This window comes from Mucilaginibacter conchicola, assembly GCF_003432115.1.
Lineage (GTDB): Bacteria > Bacteroidota > Bacteroidia > Sphingobacteriales > Sphingobacteriaceae > Mucilaginibacter > Mucilaginibacter conchicola.
The window spans coordinates 541357-567417 of record NZ_QWDC01000003.1 but is presented as its reverse complement, the minus strand read 5'-3'; the positions used below and the strand labels follow the sequence as shown (position 1 = coordinate 567417).

The window sequence follows — 26061 nt, the reverse complement described above, 5'->3', positions numbered from 1 at the left end:
CATTTCCATAACCATTATTCATTGAACCGATCATGAAAAAGTTTCTTTTTTATCTGGCCGCACTGTGTCCGAACTTTCTGTTAGCGCAACCGGCCGTCACCATCACAAAAAATCAGACCATTCATTTTATTTCTCCCGAACCGATACAATACGCGGATATTTCTGCCAGGACACTTGCCGGGGATCTTCCTCTGAAAAACGTATTCCGGCTGAGGATCAAAGATTCAGCTTCTGCCTTTACAGGCGCTATCGTGACCATCGCCGGTGAAAAGTTTATCGCTCAATATCGGATTGTTCGCAGCGATAGCGCCGGTCCTTCGCAGATTGAGATCAGTCCCTCCGATACAAGGCCCTTAGATATCTCAGGCATCGGTTTTTCTGAAAACCAGCTCAGATCTATGGCACTGAACCTGATCTCGCGCAAACCGGAAAAACACCTTGAAAAAGAAAAGGCTTTCGGCCTGACCGGGCAACTAAATCACGTATACACCGCAGGCGATTATCTTTTTCTGGATATCAGCTATAAGAACAATACCAGGCTCCGGTATGAGATCGATGAGCTCCGTTTTCGGGTAGACGACAGAAAGGTAACGAAAGCCTCAAATGTCCAATCCTTCGAGCTGAAACCGGTGCTTATGCTTTTTAAGACACCCGTGTTCTCCAAAAGCTACCGGAACATCTTCGTATTTAAAAAACTAAGCTTTTCCGGCAATAAAGTAATGCTTGCTGAACTCAGCGAAAAGCAGGTATCCGGCCGCGTACTGATCCTCAAAATAAAATGGCAGGATATCCTTGACGCCGATACACTTCCAAACTGAATATTATGACAAACCTGACAGCCTGTGGTTATCTAAAAATCGTGCTGGAACAGGAATTTCCCAAAGTATACTACCGCTTCGTAAGTCATGGTATTTTACACTATGAACTCACTAATATGCAGGAACTTTGCGCGCCGCTCCTGACAGGGCTGGACGAAGATGACAGGTTCCTCCGCTGTGAGATCATCGGAATGATCGCTAACTATTTACAGGAGGAATAAGGATGGAGGAAACACGTGAGCAGCAGAAACTGCATGGCTTTCTGCAATGCGGTATCTACCTGTCTATTTTGCTGGATGCCGCTATATTCATTTATCTAAATGCCCCGATATGGGGCATTTTTTTTCTCCCGCTGGAAAGACTCAGTCATATGGGGATCTACAGCTCGATGCTATCCAGCAAACTTTGCACTTTAGGTCTTATATGTCTGGTAAGTATCGGGACACTATCTAAAAAGGATACAGAAGTAAACCCCAAAAAACAGATCATCATCCCCCTCGCCATTGGCCTTATCCTGTTTTTCGGATGCCTGCTGTTCCGCGGACGGTCTTCGCCAATTGTTTTCTCTTATACTACCTGGTGGGATCTGGGCTACCTGGTCTGTTCTTTTTCGGGCGCTTTTGTCTGCAGTATATCCATGGATAATATCTCAAAAATGATTAGTTCCGGACTGGGAAAAGACAAATGGAATACCGAAGCAGAAAGCTTTATGCAGCCTGTCAAAAAGGTAGAAACACCCTACTCGGTCAACATCCCCATGCTTTTTTATTTCGGGAAACGGACACGTTCAGGCTGGATCAATATCTGTAATGTATTCCGGGGCACGATTGTCATCGGTACACCCGGATCCGGAAAAAGCTTTTCCATCGTAAATCCTTTCATCAGGCAGCTGATCGCGAAAGAGTTTGCGGTATGTCTCTATGATTTCAAATTCCCGGATCTGGGTCAGATCGCGTATTACCATTACCTGTTAGCAAAGCATTCCGGCAAGCTGAAGGAGTTTAAATTCCACGTGCTGAATCTTGATGATCCTGAGAAAAGCAGGCGCATCAATCCATGGCGTGCGGATTATATCCGGACACTCGCAGACGCAGCCGAAACCGCCGAAGCACTGGTAGAAGCACTGAAAAAGGGTGACCGTTCAGGTGGCAGCGACCAGTTTTTTACCCAGTCGGCGATCAACTTCCTTGCATCATGTATCTATTTTCTAAGCAAGTACGCCGGTGGCAAATATTCAAGTCTGCCGCATGTACTGGCCATGCTGAACCGTTCTTACGAGGAGATCTTTAATGTCCTGGTATCGGAGGGGGAACTCAGGTCTCTGATGTCCCCCTTTATGAGCGCATACAACGCAAAGGCTTTTGACCAGCTCGAGGGACAGATAGGCACGCTTAAGATCTTTATCAGCCGGCTCGCGACCAAAGAAACCTATTGGGTATTCTCGGGTGATGATTTCGATCTGAAAATATCATCAAAAGAAAATCCGGGGATGTTGGTGCTGGCCAACGACCCCAATACGCAGAACATCAATTCCGCCTGTTACTCGATCGTTATTAACCGGCTGACAAAACTGATCAATACCAAGGGCAACCTCCCTTCCGCACTGATTGTCGATGAAGTACCCACACTGTTTGTGCATAAGGTGGAAAACCTGATCGCAACAGCCCGGAGCAATAAGGTCGCTGTACTGATGGGTCTGCAGGAACTGCCGCAGTTTAACCAGCAGTACGGAAAAGATACCGCCGCAACGATCACCTCGGTGGTCGGCAACGTACTGTCCGGGTCGGTGCGTAATAAGGAAACGCTCGAGTGGCTGGAGCGGCTCTTCGGTAAATCTAAACAGATCGGTGAAGGACTGTCCATAGACCGGGCAAAGACCTCCACCTCGCTTAATGAGAAACTGGAAGTACTTATACCCGCTGGTAAGATAGCCTCGCTGAATGCAGGTGAAATGGTGGGTATGATCGCAGCCGATGCACAGGAAAAATTCACAGGGCAGTTCGACACCTCTGCTGTCAATTGCCGGATCAACCTGGATATGGCGGATATAAAAGCCGAAGAAAAGAACTACCGCCCTCTTCCCGCTTATTATGATTTCAAAGGTCGCCGTAATGAGGTACTTCGGGAGAATTTCGACCGTATCGGACAGGAGATTGAAGACATGGTGGCATTATTCAAACCGCCGCCGAAAAACGCATCAAACATCAAAACAAAATGACAGATCAGGAATTGCTGGGTACGCTGGTGCTGGTGCACCCGAACCTGGAAGATCATCCCGCAGGACGAGAAGGCCATATCGGCTTTATCACCTATGTAGACAGACCGGAGAACGAGGTATATGTACGCTTTACAGATGAAGCAGAGGCCGTTTATCCTACCGATGCGATCTTTCTGCTTAAAGACCGTGAAAAAATATTTTGCCCGGATAAAGCCCAAACAAATGCGGCAACCCTGAATGATTATAAAGACCTGTTCAAGATCGCCATGCTGCAGGATAAGGGAAGAAGCACTGACATCTGGAACGCCCTGCAGATCGCCCGCGATAATCCCGGAATATGGCCGGCAACTCTCATATCTGCCGAAGAAAGTCTGGGCCTTCGCAGCAATCGTTACGTCGGCCGGTGAAAGCGCTTGCACTCTGTCTGATATGCCTGCCACTTTATAGCCTGCACATTACTTCTCCCTTCGGTCAGCGGAAACACCTTTTAACCGGCCTTTACAGTTTTCACAACGGCATTGACCTGCGCGCGAGATCCGATACAGTGTACGCCGTCGCCGACGGACGACTCAGCATAGTCGCTTACGACAGGGCGCTTGGTATCCATGTCGTGATCCGGCATCAGGGATTCAGTACTGTTTACGGGCATCTGAGCCGAGTGCTGGCTTTCCCTGGAGCCGACTTATCAGCGGGAGAAGCCATCGGTATCACCGGAAAGACCGGTCGGGTAACTGCTGAACATCTGCATTTTTCGATCCGTTCGGGAAATCGCTGGGTTGAACCCCTTGCATTCATTTTCAAATTAATCAATAACAAATATCATGAGTAAAAACTTTAAACCGCTCCATGAGCAAATCGCCGCCCGGCTGATCGAAGAGTTGAAGGCGGGTACATCCGTATTTCAGAAACCATGGAAGGATTCTGATGCACCGGCATTCTCCATTCCGCTCAACCCTACTACCGGTAAGAACTACCGGGGTATGAATGCCCTTTGGCTGGCCATGCAGGGACATACAGATCCCCGCTGGATGACATTGAAACAAGCTGACTTTGCCGGATACCAGGTTGAAAAAGGTGCTAAGGCAACGATGATCAATTTTGTCAAAACCACGGACATTCAGGCCATCCGTGACGGCATTTCCGGAGAAAAGATCCTTGATGAAAACGGCAAAACACAGACCAGAACCATAGAGCTGGATAAGCCAATGATCACTAATGCATGGGTATTTAATGCGGAACAGATCAGAGGCATTCCTCCCCTTGCGGAACACCTTCAGGAAAAAGCTGCCGAACAATCCTGGCAACCCGTGGAAAAAGCCGAACAGATGCTGCAAGACAGTGGCGCAATCATCCATCATGGTGGGAATGAAGCATTCTACAATAAAAAAAGCGATGAGATCCAGCTACCTTCAAAGGAGCAGTTCGAGAACGAAACACAATACTATGCGGTAGCACTGCATGAAGTTGGACATTGGTCAGGCCATGAGAGCAGACTGAACCGTCCTATGGATGGCAAATTCGGATCAGAGGCCTATGCAAGAGAAGAACTTCGTGCAGAAATTGCTTCGCTGATGTTGGGAAGCGAGCTGAAGATCGGGCATAATTTCGGACAGCATGCCGCTTACGTGAACAGCTGGGTCAAGATTCTGAAAGATGAGCCATTTGAATTGTTCAGGGCCTCTGCTGACGCCCAGAAGATTTTTGATTTTATGATGAGCATAGGTCAGAAACAGGAACTCAAACAGACACGCCAACCGGATCAGGTATTAAAAAAAGGGGATGAAATTGCCTATAATAACGATACCTACAAAGTGCTCGACAAAAAAGGGAGAAACTTTACTGTTGAAAGTACGGAAGGCGGCAAATTCAAACTTACCCGGCAGGATGGCCTGTACCAGTCACTGGTCGACGCAAAATATAACGGCCAGCGCGAGGAACTCCAGGTTAATGAGGAGCAACAACAAACCAACAAAATAGGCAGGTAATATGAATATAATCAGTTTTAAAGAAAGCGAACTTCCTGTCGATGAACTGGAGACGATCGGACTGGCCGCTGGCGGGCAAATGCTGCTGAATGTAAACGACCTGAAAGCCCTCCTTTCAGGTCGCCGCACTGATATGCTGCATCTGGAAAATTTGGAAACGGAGAGTATCAAGATAAAATCGATACATGCAAAAATCTCTCTTCGCAGGAATGAGAACGGAAAGGCAGACCTGCTGATCCACCCCATATACAGGAAACCCGCCACACCCGATTTCCTCGACGATAACGAGGCGAAACAGCTGGAAAAAGGCGAAGTAGCCAGTCTGTTAAAAATCACTGTTGATGACAAGGGAAATAAAAAAGAGGTCCTTGTGGAATATGATGCAGAGACACGGGAATTCATCGTATCGGATACGGAGAAGATCCTTGTCCCGGACATGATCAACAGCGAGTTCCTTACCCCTGCGCAAAAGGAAGCTTATCGTAAAGGTAAAGAAGTAAAGCTTGCTGACGGCACCATACTGAACTATTCGGGCACCGACAGCCAGGGCATCCGCTCAAACAGGCTGGCACTGATCGCTTCTGTGCTTGTGGACGGCGGACTTTCCTTTATGGTCTATCAGGCGCTGAATGCCGCTTTTGGAAAAAAGCATGATCCTAAAGAAAGCAAAAAACTCAGCCCCGGCTATCATAGTGCTATGGCGGATGTCGAAAATCAGCGGCCGGTGGCGGATAATTCGCATATCCGCTTCGAAAAGAACCGTTACTCCCGCTGATGTTTCCGTTTCTTAAAAAGCTTGGAGTTTCCCCGGAACTCCAGGCTTATTTCGATATCAATGAACGGCGATTTACGTACGGCAACGAATTGGAGGTCTTCGGCCCGGACTACCATATTGTGCCTGTAACTCGGGATCTGTGGATGCACGGCAACTATCCTTCTACCGAGCTCATTATCACTTCATGCGCAATGGAGGCGGTCGCTTATATGGCGGTAAATGCCTGGCGCCATCCCGCTGAAGCCAGATTGTCCTTCATAGCAGTCGGCCTTCGGCCGCACCCTGAACAGCTTCGCTGGATAGCTAAATACTGTCTGAAAAGAAAGATCACACTGGTTTTCTCTAATGACGTTTGCGGCAGGCTGAATGACATAATTATCGCGGCCGGCATCAGGGAAAAACCGCTCAGGGCGGTCTGGCATAAAAACAGTGTTCAGCTACTGCTGCCGAACGGATCGGCTATCGAGCTGACTCCAGAAAAGCTCAGCCTTAATGTCTTTGAAAAAGCCGCATCTCTGAGAAGTGGCATTCGAACCCAAAAGCCAGGAAGATTCAACACATTTTTAGACCAGCTCCGCTATGAAAACATATCATGACATTAGTCTGCGACCGGCAGTCAGTTTTGCTGTATTGAAGAACCTGCATCTTATTGCACTTTCACTGATATTCCTCCTGCTCGCCTGGTACAGCTCAGCCTGTTTCGTTCTTTTTAGTCTGACTATCCTTTGCATCGCCTGTTACAGGCTGCTATGGATCCGAAGTAACCATTATCTCATCGGCGCAGAGACCATACGGACCAAGAGTGGCATTTTCTTCAAACGTAGCGACGAATTGAAAATGTACAGTATAAAAGATTACGTCATCATACAACCCATCGGGCTGCAAGTATTGAAACTGATGAACGTTACCCTTAAAAGCACAGACCCGGAAACCCCGGTATTGAAGTTCACGGGCATCCCCCGTTCTGACCTGATAGCGACCATTCGCGAACGCGTAAACACCGCTCGGCAGAATAAAAATACTATTAGATTAATTAATCAAAGAGCTTGATAACTACTAATTTTATTAGTATATTTAAAATAGCAAATCAGAAATGAGCAAGAATGTAACTCTTTTCCTGACCTGCAGTGTGATATCCACCTTTGCATTTTGGGGTGCACTGGCTGCAAAAAATCCTTTCCCATGCTTCGGCATTGCCTTCGGGATATGGGTACTGTTTTTTGTGATCGCCTCAAGGCGCAACAAAAGGGAAGCAGAAAAACGCTATCACGAACGCATGTTCAATGAATATATGCGCGCCAAAGAAAGGGGCTCGCTTCGCCGCTGATCAGAAAAATTATATATTGCACAAATACTTAGAGAACAACCAGTTCGCTAAGTATTTGTGATAAGGTTTAGGTTAAAATCCCCGGCAGCAAGTGTTCGGGGATTTTTATTACGAACCGATATTTTGTTATTCTGAAGTAGCCTCCCTTTTATAATTGCATTTGATTTAATACTCATCCATCATTAATTTGGGATCAGGGTCATCTCCTGTCGATCTCAAACGCCTCAACAATGACTTATTTATTTTTTAGATATGGATCCATTTAATTTCAATGAACTGCCGGAAGTAGTGCGTCTTCTTTTTGAAAAACTGGAACAGGTAGAATCACTCGTAATTAACCTGCAACCCAAAAACGAAGAAGAAAATGAACTGATGAATGTACAGGAAGCAGCACAGTTTTTAAAGATATCTGTGGCTTCCCTTTATACCAGGGTCAGCAGAAACGAGATACCAGTAAGTAAGCCGGGGAAAAGGCTATACTTCAACCGCACAGAACTGATCGATTGGATCAGAGGCGGAAGGAAGAAAACACTAACTGAAATTCCCATTAAAGCGATTAGTGATATGCGTCGCCACAATGCATATAAACCGCACAAACTGGATGAATATTGATAGTAAATAACTATGCCTTTACACTAAGCGTGTAAAGGCTTATCCCAGCATAACTTTTTTATGAGATAGCAAACGCGTAAACCGATATCTAACGTTTCAGTTCAACTTTATCGATGGATCTCAAACCACCGGCGCCGCCACCTGTATATCTAACAGTAAAACGACTTCCGTCGATCTTGTAATTCAAAGTATTTATCAATTCTCGTCTTAAAAGGCGCTTCCCATTTATAAAAACGCAAAGTCTTTAAGGTTCGAATAGGACGTTAACAGAGATCACCGTTTAAAATCACAAAAAGAATTTTAAAGATGGTCATCACCAACGAACAAACGATAGGTGGTATTTTTACTACCGCCTGCTTCTTTCCCCAAAATCCCTTTCTCGATAAGATCGTTGATGTCTCTCAAAGCTGTATCAGCTGAACAACGAGCAATCTTGCCCCATTTAACAGTAGTTAAACTCCCGAAAAAGTCGTCCAATAATATATGCAGCATTTTTTGCTGACGTTCGTTTAATGAAGTCCTCCTGTGCTTTTCCCAGAATCTGTTACGTAAGGATACCGATTTCAGGACTACTTCAGTATGCTGCATGGCATTGAACAAACAGTCCAAAAACCAGTTCAGCCACGGAGTGACATCAAGTCCGCCTTTCTGAGTATTCTCTAGTATATCATAATAGCTATTTCTTTCTCTAAGTATTTGAGCAGACATGCTGTAAAAACGCTGACTGGTACCATCGGCACGGGCCAGTAAAAGATCAGTTAATGCCCTTGTGATACGCCCGTTTCCATCGTCGAAGGGGTGAACAGTAACGAACCATAGATGTGCAATACCAGCTTTAATAACAGGGTCGATCTTATCCTCTTCATTAAACCACTTCAGGAACATTTCCATCTCTGCTGGTAAAAGATCTGAGCCAGGTGCTTCAAAATGTATTTTTTCTTTTCCCATCGCCCCGGAAACAACTCGCATAGGCCCGGCCTCTTCTGACCTCCAGTTACCAACCGTTATCTTATGCATGCCACTCCGCCCAGTTGGAAATAATGCCGCATGCCAGGCATACAATCGGTCTTCGTTTAATACACTCTTATAATTCTGTGTCGCATCCAACATCATCTCTACCACACCATCAACATTTCTATCAGCGGTCACCATACCTGCCTGCTCAATGCCCAAACGACGGGCAATAGATGAGCGGACCTGATCAGTATTCAACTTCTCTCCTTCTATCTCGCTGGATTTTGTTACGTCAAGAGTGAGGGTATCAAGCAAGGTTTCTTCCTGAAGTTTGAACCCCGCCTGGCTCATCAACCCCAAAATTTTCCCCTGATGATGGCGCACCTCTCCTAATCTAACTAATAAGGCATTAGAGTCCCAGATGAATTCCGGCCATTTATTTTGTTGATAGATATACATTCGACGCAAATATTGCGGTAAATATAACAGTATTCTCCGCAAGGTGAACTTTATAGTTTTGAATCGTTCCGGATATTGACGGTAATCAATATCAAAGCTCCAGGGTTATGCCTGAAGGTCAAAATTCAGATAGCTGGCTTGAAAGGCATATGATCGGAGAAGTTAGCATTTTCGATATGTTTACTTATGCTTAGACTTTCGAAAACATTTTTCTTGCCGCCCAGATGGAACCAAGTGCGATCAGACCTGCTGCAATGCCAAACAAAAACTCGCGCAAAACAGTAATCAGATCGGGAAGAAAGTGATGCAGATAAGGAATCTTATGTGCAAATATGCCGCCTGAAACTAATAAAAGCGCGGCCGTACCTGCAACGGTCAGTATCCGTATGATAATTGGCAAGGCTTTTACCAAACCTTTGCCGATCATTGTCATCAAGCCTTTATTATTTGATGACTTGATCAACCGATAGCCTATGTCATCCAAACGGACAAGAATGGCAACCAGGCCGTAAACGCCGATAGTCGCGAGCAATGCAACGATGGATACGGTGATCACCTGTATCAGGATCTGCTCGGCGGTGACCTCGCCAAGTGCTATGATGACGATCTCTACCGAAAGAATAAAATCTGTCGTTACCGCTGAGCGGATCTTTGATTTCTCGGCGGCTTGTTCGTCACCGGCAGATCGTTCAGCCAGCATTTCATGTCCGCTCTTCTCCCGGTGAAATAAATAGTGAAATATTTTCTCGACGCCTTCATAGGCTAAGTAGAAGCCTCCCAATATCAGGATCACAGTGATGGAGACAGGCAGGAAGGCATTCAGCAACAATGCTGCGGGGACAATGATAACCTTATTGAGCAAAGATCCTTTGGTGATGGACCAGAGTACAGGGAGTTCCCTGGAGGCCATGAAGCCGGTGGCTTTTTCGGCATTCACGGCGAGGTCATCACCGAGTATTCCCGCTGTTTTTCTTGCGGCTATCTTCGTTGTTATCGCTACATCATCCATCAGGGCGGTGATGTCATCTATCAGTGCAAAAAATCCTGATGCCATGTTTATCTAAAGAAGGGCGTTAATATTTAAACTCAGGTTACTCGAAATGATATAAAAATACCACATCACCATTGTAAGCGGGTTTATTTTGCCCTTTGATATGGAGTGTTGCCTCTATAACTACTTTAGCTACGCCGCGCAGGTTAACAATGGAATGCAGTTTGGCCTGAAGCTGCACGGCGTCATTTACCAAAACCGGCTGTCCGAACTTGAGCCGCTCTACACCGTAGTTGATCTCCATTTTTATATTGCGGATCTCAGCGATCTGTTTCCATAGGTAAGGGATCAGTGACAAGGTCAAATAGCCGTGTGCGATCGTTGATTTGAACGCTCCCTGCTCTGCGGCTTTTTGTGGATCGGTATGTATCCATTGGTGGTCAAGTGTTGCATCAGCGAAGCGGTTGATCTGTTCCTGATCGATGGTATGCCAATCTGATACCCCGAGGTCTTTACCGGCATAGGACTGGTACTCTTCAAAATTGTTGATAATAATCATAACCGAGGAACACGAAACAACCGTCAATGTTGTTAGATCTTAGAATTATCTTCGTTGATCATTGCTTTGTATTGAATAATAAAATTACAGCAATTAGTTTCTACGTATTTCTGACAACGAATAATTAACCTCAAATCAAATTTATATAAAGGATAAACTTTAGATACAAAGCGTTTGCCGAAGACATACTATTTATTCTAAATCAATGCTTCTAAACAATTATAATAAATCCTATATCGCTTTAATATTTTTAAGGTTCAACCGGATTCTTCCCGCCGCTTCGATCTTCATTTTATCTTTCACTTTCGTATAGATCAGTGTCGTTTTTATGCTTTTGTGACCGAGCATTTTTGACACAGTCAATAATTCTGTTCCAAGTTCCAATTGCAACGTAGCGAAAGTATGTCTGAAACTGTGGAAGGTGATATTCTTTTCGATTCCGGCTCTCGGCATCCAGTCTTTAAAACAAGGTTTAAGACTTGAATAGTGAAGATTATGAAAACAACGGTGACCAGGTTCTCCGCGTTTTCCCAGGATCTTGACCGCCTGATCAGATATTGGCAAGATCTCCGCCCCTTCCGTTTTTTCCTGCGTAAACTGTAAATAATATTTACCCGAAGCGCCTCTTACTTCACCCCATATAAGCGTTTGGACATCGGAGAAGCGTAAGCCCGTTAAACCGGAAAAAATTGCAGCACGTTTGATAAGGTCAGATTTACAAGGCGTATCAACCAGTGATTGAAACTCTTCGAGTTCCAGTTGTTCCCGATGTGTTTCCTTCAGCTTGATAGGATCGACCTGACTTTTAAGATCTGTGGTTATCAGCCCTTTTTTATATGCCCGTTCGAGGGCGCTTCTGAATTTTGCAAAATAGTTTGCTGCAGTGTTTCTACTGATGGGGCGCCCCCTTCGACTTATACCTGGACCACTTAGCAGAAAGTGCTTATAATCCTCGCAGAAAAACTCCTCAAGATCATTGAATATCACATCATGCCCGGCAAAAGCAACAAAATAACGATAGGACATGGCATTGTTGTCACACTCTGATCTCGTCTTGGAACAAATGAATTGCTTAAAAAAGTCGACAAAGTTAGCGGATCTGTCACGATCCGATATAAACCCATATTTCCTATTCTGTATATCTAAAAGCCTGTTCGCCCTGAGATTTTCCACCAGTTCCATTGTTTCGGAATTATGCCGGCGTTCCAGATGATTAGAAGGTTTGTCATACAGAAATACATCCAGGCGTTCAAACCGTTGAGGCTTGCCTGTTTTCTTATTTCGTAAAGGCGGTGAAAAATCCAGGTAAATGGAATGCCGATCATTTGATAATGCACGCTTTCTGATGTGTACTTTGGCCATATTAATTGTTTAGGTTAAAAATCTTGTCAAGGTCTGCTTTGGCAACATAAGTATACCAGCCATCCTGAAACTTGAACAGATTATTACGTTTAATGATCTCGAAAAGCGCTTTCTCAGAAATATTGAATTTCTGCTGCGCTTCGCTCATATTATAGCATTTTGAGATAGGTGGAGGTTTGAGCTCCTTCAGTTGAACTACCGGCGGCAGTTCAAATAACTTGTCGATATCCTTTCGGTAAACAAGTGTTTTTCTTTTCGACAGATTGATTGCGTTTAGTTTACCAATATTAATCAGATGGTAAATCATTTTATCCGAAGCCTTCAGCAACTTTGCAGCGGCTTTGACATTCAGGAACTCACCATTGGTAGGATCAGACTCATTTGCTTCAATCACTTTTTTTACAGCCTCGTTCATCGAGGCCATACTTGTCTCCCTTTTGCGCTGTTTACTATTCCTTTTTGTACAAAGCTTGCTGCAGAATTTCGTGACAGTTGTTTTAGCAACGAAAACATTTCCGCACTGGATACATAGCCTATTTACTGTAAAATTCGAACTCATCTTGAAAGCCTTTTAAATCTTTGCCAAAATTCGGGTAAAGAATTCCCAGGGCGATAATTTCGCCACCTACAAAACATTAATTATCAGATTATTATCTCCTACTGGGGAAATAACCGGCGTCATAACTACCGATGATTGGGGTAATTAATCATCTGTAGTAATAACCCCATTTATTAGGTCAATTAGGCGTATATAAGGCGCAATAAGCGGAAATAAGAGTATATAAGCGACTTAATTTCTCCCCAAATTTTTTGTTCGGTAAATTTTCTGATTTGCGTTACAAAAACGTAACAAAAGTAAGAAATACATCGCCAATTATCCAAGATTTTGGACAAGGAAAAAAGACATAACTTATTAACAATAAGGTGTTTATTTATCGTAAGTTGTCAGTGTTTTTGGTTGTTTGGAGGGATCACTTGCCGATACAAAACTTACTAAATATATTCTCTAACAAATCATCAGTAGTAACAGCACCGGTGATCTCGCCGAGGTAGTGGAGTGCTTGTTTGATATCCATGGAAAGGAAATCTGAGGTTACTGTATCCATTCCGTCAAGTACCCGGGTTAACGATTCTTCGGTTTTTTGGAGTGCTTCGAGGTGGCGTATGTTGGTTACAAGGGTTTCGTGGCCGCTTAGTTGTTCTTTGATGGCTGCGTGATAGATTTTCGATTTTAGTTCATCAATATGTTGTTTCTCTTTTGCAGAGATAATGATGGCTTTATCGGTATGCGGTAAGTTTAGCAGTTGCTCGTTGCTTAGCAGGTCGGCTTTGTTGGCTACTACCAACATGGTAACGCCGGGTGTTTGCAGGCTTTCGAGGTCATTGTTTAGTTCTTCAATGGTAATTTGAGCAGCATCAAAAACATAGATCAGCAAGGCCGACTGGCTTATCTTCTCCATCGTGCGCTGCACCCCTATCTGCTCAATGGTATCTGTAGCTTCGCGGATACCGGCGGTATCTATTAGCCTGAAATTGATACCTTGGATATTCAACACCTCTTCTATCGTGTCGCGGGTAGTACCGGCTATGTGGCTTACTATCGCGCGTTCTTCGTTTAAGAGTGCATTCAGTAAAGTAGATTTACCTGCGTTGGGCCTGCCTGCTATAACGGTATTTACACCATTTTTGATAGCGTTGCCCAGCTCAAAGGATTGTATCAAGCTGCCGATGATGCGTGTAATAGTGTGTATCAACTGTTTCAGCTGGTCGCGATTGGCAAACTCTACATCTTCTTCAGCAAAATCAAGTTCCAACTCAATCAACGATGCAAACTGCACCAGTTGTTCGCGCAGTTGCGCCAATTGGTTACTAAAACCACCGCGCAGTTGCTGCAAAGCTATTTGTTGCGATGCCTTTGAGTTGGATGCGATCAGATCGGCAACGGCTTCGGCTTGTGAAAGATCGAGTTGTCCATTCAGAAATGCCCTCAGTGTAAACTCTCCTGCCTTTGCCGCCCTCGCTCCTTTTTTTATCAGCAATTTGATAATCGACTCAATAATATAGTTAGATCCATGGCATGATATCTCTATCACGTTTTCGCGCGTGTACGACTTAGGGCCTACAAACAACGATATCACTACCTCATCCAATATCAGTTCGCCGTCAATAATACTGCCGTAGTGCAGCGTATGCGTAGCCTGTTTAGTGAGGTCTTTTCCTTTAAACACGCTGTTGGCAATAGTAATTGCATCGGGGCCTGATAGACGGATAACGCCTATGGCACCTGCGCCGCTCGGCGTTGCAAGGGCTACTATGGTATCTTCTGTTTGGGTCATTGAGTCGTTGGGTCATTGGGTCAGTGCCAATAACATCAGGCAAAAATCGGTATTTCGGCGCAATCTTCCTAAGTCATATTCTCGTCAGCAGGCGTTGAAAAATAATCGCCAGTCACTCAATGACAAATATTTACCTTCGCATTACTATGGTAACTTTTTTTGAAGCTTCGTTGGATACAATATCCGTTCATCACGTTGGCAACCAATCGCAAGGCGAAATGTATGCGCTTTCGCCTCAGCCTCTTGAACTTAAGGATGATGTGATAGGCCCGCTCTTGTTGCAATATTTTCTGAAGCCGTTTGAAAAAGCAAATGAAGTTTATCACCTGATGCATAGCAGCGACGACCTGGCCCTTAACGAGATCCACCATTTTACAACGGATGTTTTTGATGATAAAACCAAATTTCACGAAGCATCTGAGCAGATAGCAAAACACCTGTACGCATCAAGTACCCACCCAAACATTAAAGGTGGCGAACTTTACGTAGTGTATTTTAATAAAGTACAAATAGAGGGCGAATTGCTTGATGCCATCGGCATATTCAAGTCAGAAAATAAGGAAACTTATCTGAAAGTATATCCAGATCAGGGCGGCTTTAGTGTTGATTACGAACAGGACGCCATCAATATTAACAAACTTGATAAAGGGGTACTGATCTTCAATGTTGAAAAAGAGAACGGCTACAAAGTAGTGGTGGTGGATAAAGCCACCGGCGGGCAAGATGCAGCAGTTTACTGGAAAGATGAGTTCCTGCAGTTAAAGATCCGTAACGATAGTTTTAACCAAACCAGCAATGCCTTAGGCGTATACAAAAATTTTGTCACCAACAAGCTCGACGAGGAGTTTGAGATGACCAAAGCGGATAAGATAGATCTGCTTAATCGTTCCATGAAATACTTTAAAGAAAAAGAAACTTTTGATATTGATGAATTTGCTGAAGAAGTGATCAGTAACCCTGAGGCTATTGAATCATTCAAAAATTTTAAAAGCAGTTACGAAGAAGAATTTGATACCCGCATTAACGATACTTTCGAGATATCAGACAATGCTGTTAAAAAGCAAGCCAAGGTTTATAAAAGCATTTTAAAACTTGATAAGAACTTCCACATCTACATTCACGGCAATAAGGACCTGATAGAGAGAGGATTTGACGACGGCAAGGCAATGAACTATTACAAGGTATTTTTTAACCAGGAAGCGTAACAAAAATAATAGGAAAAAAAGATTAAACTATCTTATGAAGGCGTGGTCATACCAACATAAATTACCTACGCTTTATGAGAAGATCTATATTTATCCTGCTGGTGTGTATTGCTGCCTGCGGATGTTCGCTAAAAAACAATTACCCGTTGGGTACCTCCGAGGCTGAGTTTACCCGAAAGAACAAAATGCTTATCGAGCTGGCCGAAAAATCGACAGAACGAACTGTCTATAAAAAGACCACAGCCACGGGCGACCTTCTTTATTACTACTTTGTTGATGGCAAACTGGTGAGGATAGATGAAGGCATACAACAGCCCACAGTTGTGGTTGAGCATGTAAACGGCGTTAAATAAACACCTGATAGAGACTTGTTTATAATGCGTTTTCTTCCTGATAAGCAAGTCTCATAAATCCCCTCACCTCTTCATTTATATCATTAAGATTAAATAATCTTAAGTGATGATTGTACTGCTGTTGCCCCGGCACCTGTGCAATTTTCTGGAAGCAAAGATTATCCGCATACTCTTGCTTAAAAGGGAAAACCACGTGCACAAAATTTTTGCCCAACTGCGTTATCCAGGCAATTCGCCTATGCCCGTTATCCATGGCTATCATGCTTTTCAGCGGCACAACTTCAACGCTGCCAACTTTGGCAAATTCGTTTATAAATTGATTGAAGAGCGTGAGGGTGATCTCGCTTTTGCCGTTGGTAAAGGTTGAGAGTTGGTATTCTTCTGATGCCATATTATGTAAGATACACCTTACTTTCGTCATGCCGAATTTATTTCGGCATCTCACGAGCAAATCCAAAAGACTCTCTGATGGGGTGCCGAAACAAGTTCAGCATGACGTTGCATATAGATTTCTCCTACAACTCAGGCAAGATCCCCTCAATTCCCCACCGTTCTTCGATACCAAGGCCAAAAAGCGCAAAATCATATTTAACAGGATCTAACGGATCAAGCTGGCGAAGGTTTTCCGTTAGTTCAACTGCGGTTTGCCAGTCGGTTTGTTTGCGGGTGATGAGTTTGAGTTTGCGGGCTACACGGTCTACATGCAGGTCGCAGGGACATATCAGGTCGGTCGGTTTTATTTTGTTCCAGATGCCGAAGTCAACACCGGTATCATCCTTACGCACCATCCAGCGGAGAAACATATTTAAACGCTTGCAGGTTGATTTTTGCGCAGGCGATGATACATGTTTCATGGTACGGTGCGGATGATCAGGTAGGGAAAAGAAATAGGAACGGAAGCCCCCCAGTCCCCTAAAGGGGGAGTAATTACCGTCGGTGGGTACAAATGCATCCTCTAAACTTGCATAGTTCTCGTAATGGTACCTGAAGAACGCAATAAAATACAGCGTATCTATATCGTTAAAAGTACGGTGTTTAAAGTGCAGCAGCTTTTTCAGATCAGGCTCCTCATGGTTCATGATGAAATCATAAGGGGCGCCATCCATCAGTTCGATAAGTTCTTTGCACTTTTTGATGATGGTTACGCGCTGCCCCCAGGCAAGTGTAGCCGCCCAAAATCCCATGATCTCGATATCCTGTTTTTTGCCGAACAGATGCGGAATCACAATCGGGTCGTTCGCAATAAACTCGGGGCGGTTGTATTGAGCTACCTTTTCGTCGAGGAAAGATTTTAAATTCTCGTTCATAATATGGATTCAAGAAACAAGAGCCAAGAAACAAGAAAAAAAATTCCTGCCGTCTTGGCTCTTGACTCTTATATCTTGATTCTTACTTACGCCAGCGCTTGTTTCAGATCCTCTAACAGGTCTTCAATGTCTTCAACACCTACGCTTAAACGCAGCAGGTTATCTACCACACCTGCTTTATCGCGTTCAGCTTTTGGGATGCTGCCGTGGGTCATGCTTACAGGGTGATTGATCAGTGACTCCACACCACCTAACGACTCGGCCAGTGAAAATACTTTAAATGATGATGCTATGCGGAAGGTTTCCTGCAGATCGGCGTCTTTCAAAACGATTGAGATCATACCACCAAAATCGCGCATCTGGTTCTTGGCCACTTCGTGGTTTGGCGAATCAGCAAAGCCCGGCCAGTATATTTTCTCAACACGTGGATGATCTTTCAAAAATTCAGCTACCTGGCGGCCGTTCTCGCAATGCGCTTTCATACGCAGGTGCAGGGTTTTTATACCGCGCAGCACCAGGAAGCTATCCATAGGGCCCGGTGTAGCACCGCAAGCGTTATAGATAAACCAAAGCTGCTTGTACAACTCTTCATCATTCATCATCAATGCACCCATTACCACATCACTGTGGCCGCCAATGTATTTGGTTACCGAATGCATTACAATATCAGCCCCAAAATCGATAGGGTTTTGCAGGTACGGCGATGCAAAGGTATTGTCAACCACAAATAACAGGTTGCTGGCTTTAGCTATCTTACCTACTGCCTCAATATCAACTATCTGCATGGTTGGGTTAGTTGGTGTCTCTATCCAAACCAAACGGGTTTTATCGTTGATGTATTCTTTGATGATTTCCGGATCCTTAAGGTCCAGAAAGTGGAACTTAATACCGTAGTTAGCATATATCTTGGTAAAGATACGGTACGAGCCGCCGTAAAGATCGTTACCGGTAATCACCTCATCGCCCGGCTTTAATAGCTTCATCACCGCATCAGTAGCACCCATTCCGCTCGAGAATGCCAAACCATATTTAGCATTCTCTAAAGCTGCAAGGCAATCTTCCAAAGCCTTGCGGGTTGGGTTGGTACCGCGCGAGTACTCGTAACCTTTATTATCTCCCGGCGATTTCTGCCAGTAAGTAGATGTCTGGTATATCGGCGTCATAATAGCGCCGGTAGTTGGATCGGGCTCCTGCCCTGCGTGTATAGCTTTAGTTGCGAATTTCATTTTTCAAAGTTGATAGTTCATAGATAATGGTTCATGGCTTGCCAAGTTACTATGAACTATCAACCATGAACTATTTGCCAATTAATAAGCTCTTGCAAAAAGCACCCTCTGCGTAGATGGTTTGCCTGTACGGATACAGATGCCTTCTTCCTGCTTATTGTTCAAAGGTATGCAACGGATTGTTGCTTTAGTTTCATCTTTTATCAATTGCTCGGTTTCGGCAGTGCCATCCCAATGTGCTGAAAGAAAGCCGGGCTTTTCATCCAATAAACGTTTAAATTCTTCGTAATCGTTTACCTCTACGGTATTTTCGGTACGGAAATCTGCGGCTTTGTTATAGATGTTAGCTTGGATCTCTTCTAATAAAGCTTCGATCTTAGCGGCCAAACCTTCTTGCGCAACCGTTTCTTTGGTTTTGGTATCACGGCGTGCCAGTTCAACCGTACCATTTTGCATATCGCGGCTGCCAATGGCAACACGTACCGGAACACCTTTTAGTTCGTACTCGGCGAATTTTGCACCCGGGCGATGCGTATCGCGGTTATCAAATTTGATAGATATACCTTTTGCGATCAACTCTTTCTTAAGCGAGTTAACAAAGGTGGTGATGTTGGCCAGCTCTTCATCATGTTTGTAGATAGGTACAACCACAACCTGTATAGGTGCCAGTTTTGGTGGCAATACTAAACCGGCATCATCAGAGTGCGACATGATCAATGCGCCTATTAAACGGGTTGAAACGCCCCATGAAGTTGCCCATACATAATCCTGTACATTCTCTTTGGTAGTAAACTTCACATCAAATGCCTTGGCAAAATTTTGGCCAAGGAAATGTGATGTACCAGCCTGTAGCGCTTTACCATCTTGCATCAAAGCTTCAATACAGTAAGTATCTAATGCACCTGCAAAACGCTCATTAGGGGTTTTGCGGCCGCGTACTACAGGTAATGCCATAAAGTTTTCGGCGAAATCGGCATATACTTCAAGCATTTGCTCGGTCTCGGCTATTGCTTCTTCTGCGGTAGCGTGTGCGGTATGGCCTTCCTGCCACAGAAATTCGCTGGTACGCAGGAACAAACGGGTGCGCATTTCCCAACGCATAACGTTGGCCCATTGGTTAACCAGGATAGGCAGGTCGCGGTAGCTTTGGATCCATCCACGGTAGGTATTCCAGATAATGGTTTCTGATGTTGGGCGAATAATTAGCTCTTCTTCTAATTTCGCTTCCTCGTCCACAATAATATTACCTTCGCCATCGTTTTTGAGGCGATAATGTGTCACAACGGCACATTCTTTAGCGAAGCCCTCTACGTGGCTGGCCTCTTTTGAGAAGAAAGACTTTGGAATGAGCAGCGGGAAATAGGCATTTACGTGCCCGGTATCCTTAAACATTTTGTCAAGCGTCGCCTGTATTTTTTCCCATATTGAATAGCCATACGGCTTGATGATCATACATCCTCTCACGGGCGAATATTCGGCCATGTCAGATTTAATTATCAAATCGTTAAACCATTGCGAGTAATCTTCGTCTTTACTAATGACACCTTTGCTCATATTTTGATATTTGGATAGTATTCTAACTGTATTTTAACATTTAGCAGGTGCCAAATTTATAAATTTATACGTTTATTTGAACCGAACTTTTATACTCCACAAAATGAAAAGGAACCTTGTCCTGGGAATTACCTTAATCGGCGCCGTGGCGCTGAGTTCCTGCTCCGTTAACAAAACTGCATCTAACAGCCAAAATGGCGACGACATGTACTACTCAAAAGCTAAGGCTGTTGAGACACCAGAGTATGTTGCCTACCAGCAAGAAGTTGCCAATGATGACCAGTATAACGACGAAGACGATTATTTTTATTATGACGATTATGCATCGCGCATAAACCGTTTCAGCTATTTTTCACCTTTTGGTTATTATGATACCGGCTATTGGGGATACGGTTCACCGTATTACGGTAACGGATGGAATATCGGCCTCAATTATGGTTGGGGTTACGGCGGCGGTTATGGCCTTGGATGGAATGCCGGCTTTGGCTGGGGATCACCGTGGGGATATGGCTGGGGTTCGCCGTGGGGATACGGATTTGGTTCTGGATGGGGTTATGGTGGTTTTTATTCACCGTACTCATATTGGGGTACAGGCATAGGTTACGGTGGTGGTTACTGGGGCGTATATTCTGCATACAACCGCGGTGTTGCACGCCCTTACCGCGGCAACGGAACTGCCGGCGGTGGTGCTATATTTAACGGCCGCAGCTCGCGCCAGGCTTATGGCCCTAACAATGGCATAGGTTATATACCTGAACGCGGCATGCGTGGTGCAAGAGGCAATACCGGCTTCTCATCAAGTCGCCCGGGCTACGGCAACAATGGGCAAAGTACGCGCCCTACCCGTGGCGAAAGACCCGTTTTCCAACCTACTGAACGTTCGGCCCCATCTCAAAGCAGCTTTGGCGGCGGTGGCGGTGGTGGCTCACGCGGCGGCGGTGGTGGTGGCGGCAGGCCGGCAAGAAACTAATATTTACATCAACCTTAACATTTATGAAACTTAGATATCTACTCAGTGTAATTGCTATAGTAGCATTTACCCAAAATACTTTTGCGCAGTACTCCGGCGATGCTATCCGTTTTTCGGGCGGTCAACCCGGCTCAACATCACGTATAAAAGCGGTTGGTAATGCCGGCACAGCCCTCGGCGGCGATTTAAGCAACCTTACCGGTAACCCTGCCGGTTTGGGCTTTTTTACCCGTTCAGAGATCAGCATAACGCCCGAGCTTGATGGCGCCAAAACAAACTCGAACTATTTTAACAACGTTACTACCGATAAAAAGAACACTTTTAACCTTGCCCATGCAGGTATAGTTGTATACAATCCCTTAACTAAGGCACGCGGTGCCGATAAAACCAAAGGTTGGTTAAGCCTTAACTACGGTGTTGGCTTTAGCCGTACTAATGATTATTACGGCAACTTTAACTACAAAGGCAGCAACCCTTCAAGTTCAATAAACGATTATTTTGCAGGCCAGGCTAACCAGTTTGGTATTGATCAGGGATCATTAGGCGGCATGGCCTACAAACAAGTACTTATTGATAATTATAACGTTAGCGGTGGTGGTACAGCATATCGCAGCAATTCGTTGCCGGGCGTTTCCCAGGAATATTTTTCAGAGAAACAGGGTGGTCTTTCTTCTGTAGATTTTTCTTTCGGTGCAAACTACAGCAATAAATTGTACCTGGGTTTAGCTTTAAGCTTCAGCGACCTGCGTTATAATTCATATAACACGTTTTATGAAGACGGTACCTTATCACGCCAGGAAGGCAACCCGCCTGCCGATGTGAACCGCTCTTATACCTCGGCATACTCACAATCGCAGGTAACACGTGGTACAGGTTTTTCGGCCCGTTTAGGTGCTATTTACAAACCTGTTGAGGCTTTACGTTTGGGTGTAACTGTTACTTCCCCTACTTTTTACAACATCGATGATATCTACAGCGAAGGTATTTCATCAAGCATCAACAATGAGGTTACTAAACGCGATGGCTCTGGTGATTACCAGCTTAATTATAACCTGCGTACACCATGGAAAGTTGCCGGCGGTGCAGCTGTGTTCATCAAAAATATCGGCTTTATTACCGGCGATGTTGAATATGTTGACTATACCAGCGCACACCTTAGCAACAGCAATGGTTATGATGCTGATTATATTGATAACCCCGACATTAAAAGTATTTACCGTTCAACTGTTAACGCACGTATAGGTGCCGAAATTAAAGCTACAAATTTCCTGTCACTACGTGGTGGTTACGGCATTATGGGCAGCCCTAACAAAGATAAAAGCATCGTATCAGATGTTAAAACAGTTAGTGGTGGCGTAGGCCTTCGTTTTGGTAGTTATTATGTTGATGCTACCTACACACACTCATCAGGCGACCGTACCCAGTTTGCTTACGACCTTGGTACCGCAAGCCCTGCTGCTTTATTGCGCAACTATAACAACAATGCATATTTAACTTTGGGGTACAGGTTTTAATCAGAGATTAGAGGTCAGAGACCAAAGATTTGGATATAAGAAAGGCGATGAATAATTCATCGCCTTTTTGTTTATGTATTGATTAAGGAAACCGTAGAAACTAATCTCTGATCACCAATCTCCAATCATTTACCTCAATCCTCATTCACAAATGAGCGCAGCATCCAGGTGGTTTTTTCTTTGAACTGCATAAAGCGGTTCACCATATCATTAGTACCGTCGTCGCCGGCATCAGCTGTAATATCTAATATCTCGCGCTCCATTTGTATAAGGGTTGCCATATCTTCAATCAAAACTTTTACCATTGCGGTATCTTTCATACCGATGGTATTCACCTCTTTCAGTGTTGATTTTGAGATATAATCCTTGAAAGTGCTGTATGGTGGTTTACCCAGGGTAAGGATACGCTCGGCCAGCTCATCAATAGTTAAAAGAGCTTGGGTATACAATTCTTCAAATTTGAGGTGCAGCGTAAAAAAGCTGGTGCCTTTAACGTTCCAGTGGCAGCCACGCAGTTTTTGATAGTGGATGTGGTAGTTAGCTAACAGATCGTTAAGATGGTCTACTACCGGTTTTACTTTACCTTCTTCAAGGCTTATTTTTTCAGCGTCCATTGTTGTGTGTTTTTGGTTTTTCGAGATAACAGCCTATGTTAGGCTTTGTTTATCAAATTTACTCCGTTTTAATATTATTAGGCATATTTGCAACGGATAATGACACTGCTACAACCATTTATTTCGCACACGTTTAACGGCCATATATGGCGCCTGCAAATTGACGAACTCACCGGCATTTTAGCCCTCGAGATCCGCAACGAACAGGATAAGCAAACCAGCTTTGCCGCCTTAAGCCTGCAAACCGGCGAGGTTTATTTCGATGCCTTCACCCTGCCCGAACGTTGGTTCACCGGAATTGAAGCGGTATATAATGGAGTACTTTTACTGCACTACTATAAACACGAGAGCAGCCCCGAACATAAAAGCATCATCGGTATTGATGCCCGAACCGGCAAAGAGCTTTGGGCCGATTATAGCCTCACTTTTGATCATCTTAGCAACAATGGCCCGGCGGTGTACAATGCCAACATCCAACCTAAGAAAATGCTGTTACTTTCTGTAGAGAATGGTAAAACGGTGAGAAACTTTTCTGAGGATGAGGATAAACCATTGCACACGGGCATCGTCATACCTTACATGGTTACGCCGCGGCAAGTGTTACCCGGCATTTTACCCGACGAACCATACGGAAATATGGTACATTACATGAGCCATGATGGCTATATAATTGTATCTTTGCACACGTTAAAAAATGGGGTGTTGCAGCAGCACCTGTATATTATGGCTGATGATAAAATTGTTTATCATGATTTATTGAACAGCGATATACAAAAATTACAACCCGAGGCGTTTGTAGTACATAACAACGCCCTGGTTTATATTAAGAACAAAGTACAGCTTATAGCCGTACAACTATAAATTACCGGGACAATAATTTATGACGATATTAAAAAAACTGCTACTATCATCTGCATTCCTTGTTATTTCGGCTACTACTTTTGCGGCAACCATGCCTGTAGACTCGGTAGGTGTTGAAAATAACAACGGCAAAAAAGTGATCCTTCACAAATTGGATCCAAAAGATAACTACTACTCAATTGGCCGCCGTTACGGCGTTAGCCCAAAGGTTATACAACAGTTTAATAACAATGCCAGCCTGCAAATTGGCCACATTATAAAAGTACCAACCGAGCGTTCTATCGTAGAAAGTACAGCACCTGCTCCAAAACAGGAACAAGCAGCCCCGGCACAAACCAAACCGGCAACTACAGTACCTGCTACTACCCCTGCCCAACAGCAGCAGCAGCCCGTAAAAAAGGAAGAAGTTAAGCCGGCACCGGTACAACAACAGCCACAGCCAGCTCCGGTACAACAACAGCCAACACAGCAAGCGGCACAGCAAGCGGCGGCTAACCAGCAACAGTATAAAGTATCGGCACATGAAACGCTTTACAGCATTGCCAAACGTTTTAATACTACGGTTGATGCTATTACCAGCTTAAACAAGCTTACCAGCAACAATTTATCGGCAGGGCAAATATTATTGATCCCTAATGGTGCCCAACCTGCACAAGTACAACAAGATGCTACTGCAACTCCGGCTGCGCATGCAGATACTGCTAAAGGCGATACTTCAATTGCTGCGGATAGTCTTAACCGCCATATTGCCTCTAAATACGGCTTGTTCGAGAAAAATGAGAAAGGTGTGGCCACCTGGATTGATGATGCCAGCCTCGACCCTAATAAGAAACTGATATTGCACCGCACAGCGCCGATAGGCACGGTTATGCGTATCACTAACCCCATGAATGGCAAAACCACATTTGCTAAAGTTGTTGGCCGCTTTACAGATACGGAAACAACCCGTGATGCAATTGTAGTAATGACTAAAAATGTAGCATCAGCTTTAGGTGCGTTAGATAAACGTTTCCAGGTAAATATCAGCTACGGTACTCCAAATGAATAAACCATACGTTATTGGCATTGCCGGCGGAAGCGGAAGCGGCAAAACTTTCTTTTTAAAAAGCTTTTTAGAACACTTTACGGCTGATGAAGTGTGCCTTGTTTCGCAGGACGATTATTACTTCCCGGTTGGCCACACCATGACCAAAGAGGAGAATAAACTCTATAATTTCGACCTGCCTTCAACCATCGACCACGAGCATTTTGAAAGCGATATTTTTAAACTGATGAACGGAGAATCGTTCACCAAAGAAGAATACACTTTTAACAACCCTGATGCACCAAAGAAGCTGTTGGAGATAAAGCCGGCCCCTATCATTATTGTTGAGGGTTTATTCATCCTTCACTTTAAGAAAATAGCCGAAGTGCTGGACATGACCATCTTTATTGATGCCGATGAAGAGGTTGCCCTGCAGCGCCGCCTTAAACGCGACCTGCTGGAGCGCGGCTACTCAAACGAAGATGCTTATTACAAATGGGTGAACCACGTTGTACCGTCATACAAAGAGTACCTGCTGCCTTACCGCGAAAGTTGCGACAAAATAGTGATCAACAACACTCAGGAAGCCGCAGACATCATCAAAATAACCGACGAAATTTCAGACGAGCTACGCGAAAAGGTATTTGGAGAAGTTTAGTGGTATTGAATGCTTTGTATTAAATTATTGAATGGAAACTCACTCATTCACTAACTCAATCCTTAACTCATTAAAATTCAATCGCAATTCAACAGCAGATCGTAGTATTTTTTCATTAGCACAGTATCATAATTTACTAATGAATTGTAGGCTTCGGTAACCAGCTCGTTCAAAATAGAAGAGCCAAGCTGCCCTGCTCCATTTGGGATGGAGTCATAATACGCAATAAGTTCCTTAACCCTTATTATCTCATACAACAGCTTCTGGATCAGGTCGGTTTGCTGGCCGGCCGGCATCCCCTTCGCGTTACTGAGAAAATCTAAAGGGTCGTTAATGGTAGATGACATTTTCAAATTAGGGCCCGGCTAAAATCCTACAA

General features: G+C 44.3%; 30 protein-coding genes. 18 read left to right on the top strand and 12 right to left on the bottom strand.

From position 1 onward, the window contains the following. The first annotated feature begins 32 nt into the window (after window positions 1–32). From D0C36_RS19215 to D0C36_RS19165, 11 genes are all read left to right on the top strand, one after another. Complete coding sequence (locus D0C36_RS19215; RefSeq protein WP_117393277.1) at window positions 33–818, top strand: DUF4138 domain-containing protein; 786 nt, start codon at window positions 33–35, stop codon at window positions 816–818. Window positions 819–823: 5 nt separating this feature from the next. Further along, a complete protein-coding gene (locus tag D0C36_RS19210; protein ID WP_117393276.1) occupies window positions 824–1039 on the top strand; it encodes a hypothetical protein in 216 nt (71 codons plus the stop codon). A gap of 2 nt (window positions 1040–1041) precedes the next feature. Then, window positions 1042–3036 (top strand): type IV secretion system DNA-binding domain-containing protein, encoded by a 1995-nt coding sequence (locus D0C36_RS19205; RefSeq protein WP_117393275.1) that lies wholly within the window; start codon window positions 1042–1044, stop codon window positions 3034–3036. After that, complete coding sequence (locus tag D0C36_RS19200; protein ID WP_117393274.1) at window positions 3033–3443, top strand: hypothetical protein; 411 nt, start codon at window positions 3033–3035, stop codon at window positions 3441–3443. The genes D0C36_RS19205 and D0C36_RS19200 overlap by 4 nt, the downstream gene beginning before the upstream one ends. Continuing rightward, the gene (locus D0C36_RS19195; protein WP_158557148.1) at window positions 3440–3865 is read left to right on the top strand and encodes a M23 family metallopeptidase; all 426 of its coding nucleotides are present in this window, start codon (window positions 3440–3442) and stop codon (window positions 3863–3865) included. Before D0C36_RS19200 ends, D0C36_RS19195 begins: the two co-directional genes overlap by 4 nt. Continuing rightward, on the top strand, window positions 3858–5021 hold the full coding sequence (locus tag D0C36_RS19190; protein WP_117393272.1) for an ArdC family protein: 1164 nt from the start codon (window positions 3858–3860) through the stop codon (window positions 5019–5021). Before D0C36_RS19195 ends, D0C36_RS19190 begins: the two co-directional genes overlap by 8 nt. Before the next feature lies 1 nt (window position 5022). After that, window positions 5023–5796, top strand: coding sequence for a DUF4099 domain-containing protein (locus D0C36_RS19185; RefSeq protein WP_117393271.1), 774 nt, complete (start codon window positions 5023–5025; stop codon window positions 5794–5796). Further along, entirely contained in the window at window positions 5796–6392 is a 597-nt protein-coding gene (locus D0C36_RS19180; protein WP_117393270.1) for a hypothetical protein, read from the top strand. Before D0C36_RS19185 ends, D0C36_RS19180 begins: the two co-directional genes overlap by 1 nt. After that, entirely contained in the window at window positions 6376–6846 is a 471-nt protein-coding gene (locus D0C36_RS19175; protein WP_117393269.1) for a PH domain-containing protein, read from the top strand. Before D0C36_RS19180 ends, D0C36_RS19175 begins: the two co-directional genes overlap by 17 nt. 43 nt (window positions 6847–6889) lie before the next feature. Beyond that, window positions 6890–7123: a hypothetical protein gene (locus tag D0C36_RS19170; RefSeq protein WP_117393268.1), complete on the top strand. Its 234-nt coding sequence runs from the start codon at window positions 6890–6892 to the stop codon at window positions 7121–7123. Window positions 7124–7375: 252 nt separating this feature from the next. After that, a complete protein-coding gene (locus D0C36_RS19165) occupies window positions 7376–7735 on the top strand; it encodes a helix-turn-helix domain-containing protein (protein WP_117393267.1) in 360 nt (119 codons plus the stop codon). Between the two features lie 300 nt (window positions 7736–8035). On the opposite strand, the gene D0C36_RS19160 is transcribed toward D0C36_RS19165, so the two are convergent. The 6 genes from D0C36_RS19160 to mnmE all read right to left on the bottom strand — a co-directional run bounded on the left by D0C36_RS19160 (window position 8036) and on the right by mnmE (window position 14396). Continuing rightward, window positions 8036–9148: a Fic family protein gene (locus tag D0C36_RS19160; RefSeq protein ID WP_117393266.1), complete on the bottom strand. Its 1113-nt coding sequence runs from the start codon at window positions 9146–9148 to the stop codon at window positions 8036–8038. A gap of 190 nt (window positions 9149–9338) precedes the next feature. Next, window positions 9339–10202, bottom strand: coding sequence for a DUF808 domain-containing protein (locus D0C36_RS19155; protein WP_117393265.1), 864 nt, complete (start codon window positions 10200–10202; stop codon window positions 9339–9341). Window positions 10203–10239: 37 nt separating this feature from the next. After that, window positions 10240–10698: a MaoC family dehydratase gene (locus D0C36_RS19150; RefSeq protein WP_117393264.1), complete on the bottom strand. Its 459-nt coding sequence runs from the start codon at window positions 10696–10698 to the stop codon at window positions 10240–10242. Between the two features lie 231 nt (window positions 10699–10929). Further along, window positions 10930–12060: a site-specific integrase gene (locus D0C36_RS19145; protein WP_117393263.1), complete on the bottom strand. Its 1131-nt coding sequence runs from the start codon at window positions 12058–12060 to the stop codon at window positions 10930–10932. A 1-nt stretch (window position 12061) separates the two neighbouring features. Then, window positions 12062–12484: a helix-turn-helix domain-containing protein gene (locus tag D0C36_RS19140; protein WP_147322049.1), complete on the bottom strand. Its 423-nt coding sequence runs from the start codon at window positions 12482–12484 to the stop codon at window positions 12062–12064. Between the two features lie 547 nt (window positions 12485–13031). Continuing rightward, window positions 13032–14396, bottom strand: coding sequence for a tRNA uridine-5-carboxymethylaminomethyl(34) synthesis GTPase MnmE (gene mnmE / locus D0C36_RS19135; RefSeq protein ID WP_117393261.1), 1365 nt, complete (start codon window positions 14394–14396; stop codon window positions 13032–13034). Between the two features lie 146 nt (window positions 14397–14542). Here mnmE and D0C36_RS19130 point away from each other — a divergent pair, with 146 nt between their 5' ends. Further along, on the top strand, window positions 14543–15601 hold the full coding sequence (locus tag D0C36_RS19130) for a nucleoid-associated protein (protein ID WP_117393260.1): 1059 nt from the start codon (window positions 14543–14545) through the stop codon (window positions 15599–15601). Window positions 15602–15675: 74 nt separating this feature from the next. Next, window positions 15676–15954 (top strand): hypothetical protein, encoded by a 279-nt coding sequence (locus D0C36_RS19125; protein WP_117393259.1) that lies wholly within the window; start codon window positions 15676–15678, stop codon window positions 15952–15954. Between the two features lie 19 nt (window positions 15955–15973). Here D0C36_RS19125 and D0C36_RS19120 read toward each other — a convergent pair whose 3' ends face one another. From D0C36_RS19120 to proS, 4 genes are all read right to left on the bottom strand, one after another. Continuing rightward, window positions 15974–16345, bottom strand: coding sequence for a DUF5655 domain-containing protein (locus D0C36_RS19120; RefSeq protein WP_117393619.1), 372 nt, complete (start codon window positions 16343–16345; stop codon window positions 15974–15976). Window positions 16346–16469: 124 nt separating this feature from the next. Further along, a complete protein-coding gene (locus tag D0C36_RS19115) occupies window positions 16470–17261 on the bottom strand; it encodes a TIGR02757 family protein (protein ID WP_199502061.1) in 792 nt (263 codons plus the stop codon). An 86-nt stretch (window positions 17262–17347) separates the two neighbouring features. After that, a complete protein-coding gene (locus D0C36_RS19110; protein WP_117393257.1) occupies window positions 17348–18487 on the bottom strand; it encodes a cystathionine gamma-synthase in 1140 nt (379 codons plus the stop codon). Between the two features lie 81 nt (window positions 18488–18568). Beyond that, complete coding sequence (gene proS / locus D0C36_RS19105) at window positions 18569–20041, bottom strand: proline--tRNA ligase (protein WP_117393256.1); 1473 nt, start codon at window positions 20039–20041, stop codon at window positions 18569–18571. 103 nt (window positions 20042–20144) lie between these two features. On the opposite strand from proS, the gene D0C36_RS19100 reads away from it, so the two are divergent. Then, the gene (locus D0C36_RS19100; protein ID WP_117393255.1) at window positions 20145–21011 is read left to right on the top strand and encodes a hypothetical protein; all 867 of its coding nucleotides are present in this window, start codon (window positions 20145–20147) and stop codon (window positions 21009–21011) included. 23 nt (window positions 21012–21034) lie between these two features. Continuing rightward, window positions 21035–22525 carry an OmpP1/FadL family transporter gene (locus D0C36_RS19095; protein ID WP_117393254.1) on the top strand — a complete coding sequence of 497 codons (1491 nt, stop codon included), beginning with the start codon at window positions 21035–21037 and terminating at the stop codon, window positions 22523–22525. Window positions 22526–22659: 134 nt separating this feature from the next. Here D0C36_RS19095 and D0C36_RS19090 read toward each other — a convergent pair whose 3' ends face one another. Continuing rightward, window positions 22660–23139, bottom strand: a complete 480-nt coding sequence (locus tag D0C36_RS19090) for a Dps family protein (protein WP_117393253.1) — start codon at window positions 23137–23139, stop codon at window positions 22660–22662. Window positions 23140–23238: 99 nt separating this feature from the next. Between D0C36_RS19090 and D0C36_RS19085 the strand changes: the two genes are divergently transcribed. From D0C36_RS19085 to D0C36_RS19075, 3 genes are read left to right on the top strand one after another with little or no spacing between them, the layout of a single operon-like run. Beyond that, entirely contained in the window at window positions 23239–24000 is a 762-nt protein-coding gene (locus D0C36_RS19085; RefSeq protein WP_117393252.1) for a DUF4905 domain-containing protein, read from the top strand. Between the two features lie 19 nt (window positions 24001–24019). Then, window positions 24020–25048, top strand: a complete 1029-nt coding sequence (locus tag D0C36_RS19080) for a LysM peptidoglycan-binding domain-containing protein (RefSeq protein WP_117393251.1) — start codon at window positions 24020–24022, stop codon at window positions 25046–25048. Next, on the top strand, window positions 25041–25682 hold the full coding sequence (locus D0C36_RS19075) for a uridine kinase family protein (protein ID WP_117393250.1): 642 nt from the start codon (window positions 25041–25043) through the stop codon (window positions 25680–25682). Before D0C36_RS19080 ends, D0C36_RS19075 begins: the two co-directional genes overlap by 8 nt. A gap of 77 nt (window positions 25683–25759) precedes the next feature. Here D0C36_RS19075 and D0C36_RS19070 read toward each other — a convergent pair whose 3' ends face one another. Then, on the bottom strand, window positions 25760–26029 hold the full coding sequence (locus D0C36_RS19070) for a hypothetical protein (protein WP_117393249.1): 270 nt from the start codon (window positions 26027–26029) through the stop codon (window positions 25760–25762). Window positions 26030–26061: the final 32 nt, after the last annotated feature.

Coding starts and splice junctions, on each gene's coding strand:
- D0C36_RS19215 (WP_117393277.1), top strand. CDS start 33: ATGAAAAAGTTTCTTTTTTATCTGGCCGCACTGTGTCCGAACTTTCTG.
- D0C36_RS19210 (WP_117393276.1), top strand. CDS start 824: ATGACAAACCTGACAGCCTGTGGTTATCTAAAAATCGTGCTGGAACAG.
- D0C36_RS19205 (WP_117393275.1), top strand. CDS start 1,042: ATGGAGGAAACACGTGAGCAGCAGAAACTGCATGGCTTTCTGCAATGC.
- D0C36_RS19200 (WP_117393274.1), top strand. CDS start 3,033: ATGACAGATCAGGAATTGCTGGGTACGCTGGTGCTGGTGCACCCGAAC.
- D0C36_RS19190 (WP_117393272.1), top strand. CDS start 3,858: ATGAGTAAAAACTTTAAACCGCTCCATGAGCAAATCGCCGCCCGGCTG.
- D0C36_RS19185 (WP_117393271.1), top strand. CDS start 5,023: ATGAATATAATCAGTTTTAAAGAAAGCGAACTTCCTGTCGATGAACTG.
- D0C36_RS19180 (WP_117393270.1), top strand. CDS start 5,796: ATGTTTCCGTTTCTTAAAAAGCTTGGAGTTTCCCCGGAACTCCAGGCT.
- D0C36_RS19175 (WP_117393269.1), top strand. CDS start 6,376: ATGAAAACATATCATGACATTAGTCTGCGACCGGCAGTCAGTTTTGCT.
- D0C36_RS19170 (WP_117393268.1), top strand. CDS start 6,890: ATGAGCAAGAATGTAACTCTTTTCCTGACCTGCAGTGTGATATCCACC.
- D0C36_RS19165 (WP_117393267.1), top strand. CDS start 7,376: ATGGATCCATTTAATTTCAATGAACTGCCGGAAGTAGTGCGTCTTCTT.
- D0C36_RS19160 (WP_117393266.1), bottom strand. CDS start 9,148: ATGTATATCTATCAACAAAATAAATGGCCGGAATTCATCTGGGACTCT.
- D0C36_RS19155 (WP_117393265.1), bottom strand. CDS start 10,202: ATGGCATCAGGATTTTTTGCACTGATAGATGACATCACCGCCCTGATG.
- D0C36_RS19150 (WP_117393264.1), bottom strand. CDS start 10,698: ATGATTATTATCAACAATTTTGAAGAGTACCAGTCCTATGCCGGTAAA.
- D0C36_RS19145 (WP_117393263.1), bottom strand. CDS start 12,060: ATGGCCAAAGTACACATCAGAAAGCGTGCATTATCAAATGATCGGCAT.
- D0C36_RS19140 (WP_147322049.1), bottom strand. CDS start 12,484: ATGGCCTCGATGAACGAGGCTGTAAAAAAAGTGATTGAAGCAAATGAG.
- mnmE (WP_117393261.1), bottom strand. CDS start 14,396: ATGACCCAAACAGAAGATACCATAGTAGCCCTTGCAACGCCGAGCGGC.
- D0C36_RS19130 (WP_117393260.1), top strand. CDS start 14,543: ATGGTAACTTTTTTTGAAGCTTCGTTGGATACAATATCCGTTCATCAC.
- D0C36_RS19125 (WP_117393259.1), top strand. CDS start 15,676: ATGAGAAGATCTATATTTATCCTGCTGGTGTGTATTGCTGCCTGCGGA.
- D0C36_RS19120 (WP_117393619.1), bottom strand. CDS start 16,345: ATGGCATCAGAAGAATACCAACTCTCAACCTTTACCAACGGCAAAAGC.
- D0C36_RS19115 (WP_199502061.1), bottom strand. CDS start 17,261: ATGAACGAGAATTTAAAATCTTTCCTCGACGAAAAGGTAGCTCAATAC.
- D0C36_RS19110 (WP_117393257.1), bottom strand. CDS start 18,487: ATGAAATTCGCAACTAAAGCTATACACGCAGGGCAGGAGCCCGATCCA.
- proS (WP_117393256.1), bottom strand. CDS start 20,041: ATGAGCAAAGGTGTCATTAGTAAAGACGAAGATTACTCGCAATGGTTT.
- D0C36_RS19100 (WP_117393255.1), top strand. CDS start 20,145: ATGAAAAGGAACCTTGTCCTGGGAATTACCTTAATCGGCGCCGTGGCG.
- D0C36_RS19095 (WP_117393254.1), top strand. CDS start 21,035: ATGAAACTTAGATATCTACTCAGTGTAATTGCTATAGTAGCATTTACC.
- D0C36_RS19090 (WP_117393253.1), bottom strand. CDS start 23,139: ATGGACGCTGAAAAAATAAGCCTTGAAGAAGGTAAAGTAAAACCGGTA.
- D0C36_RS19085 (WP_117393252.1), top strand. CDS start 23,239: ATGACACTGCTACAACCATTTATTTCGCACACGTTTAACGGCCATATA.
- D0C36_RS19080 (WP_117393251.1), top strand. CDS start 24,020: ATGACGATATTAAAAAAACTGCTACTATCATCTGCATTCCTTGTTATT.
- D0C36_RS19075 (WP_117393250.1), top strand. CDS start 25,041: ATGAATAAACCATACGTTATTGGCATTGCCGGCGGAAGCGGAAGCGGC.
- D0C36_RS19070 (WP_117393249.1), bottom strand. CDS start 26,029: ATGTCATCTACCATTAACGACCCTTTAGATTTTCTCAGTAACGCGAAG.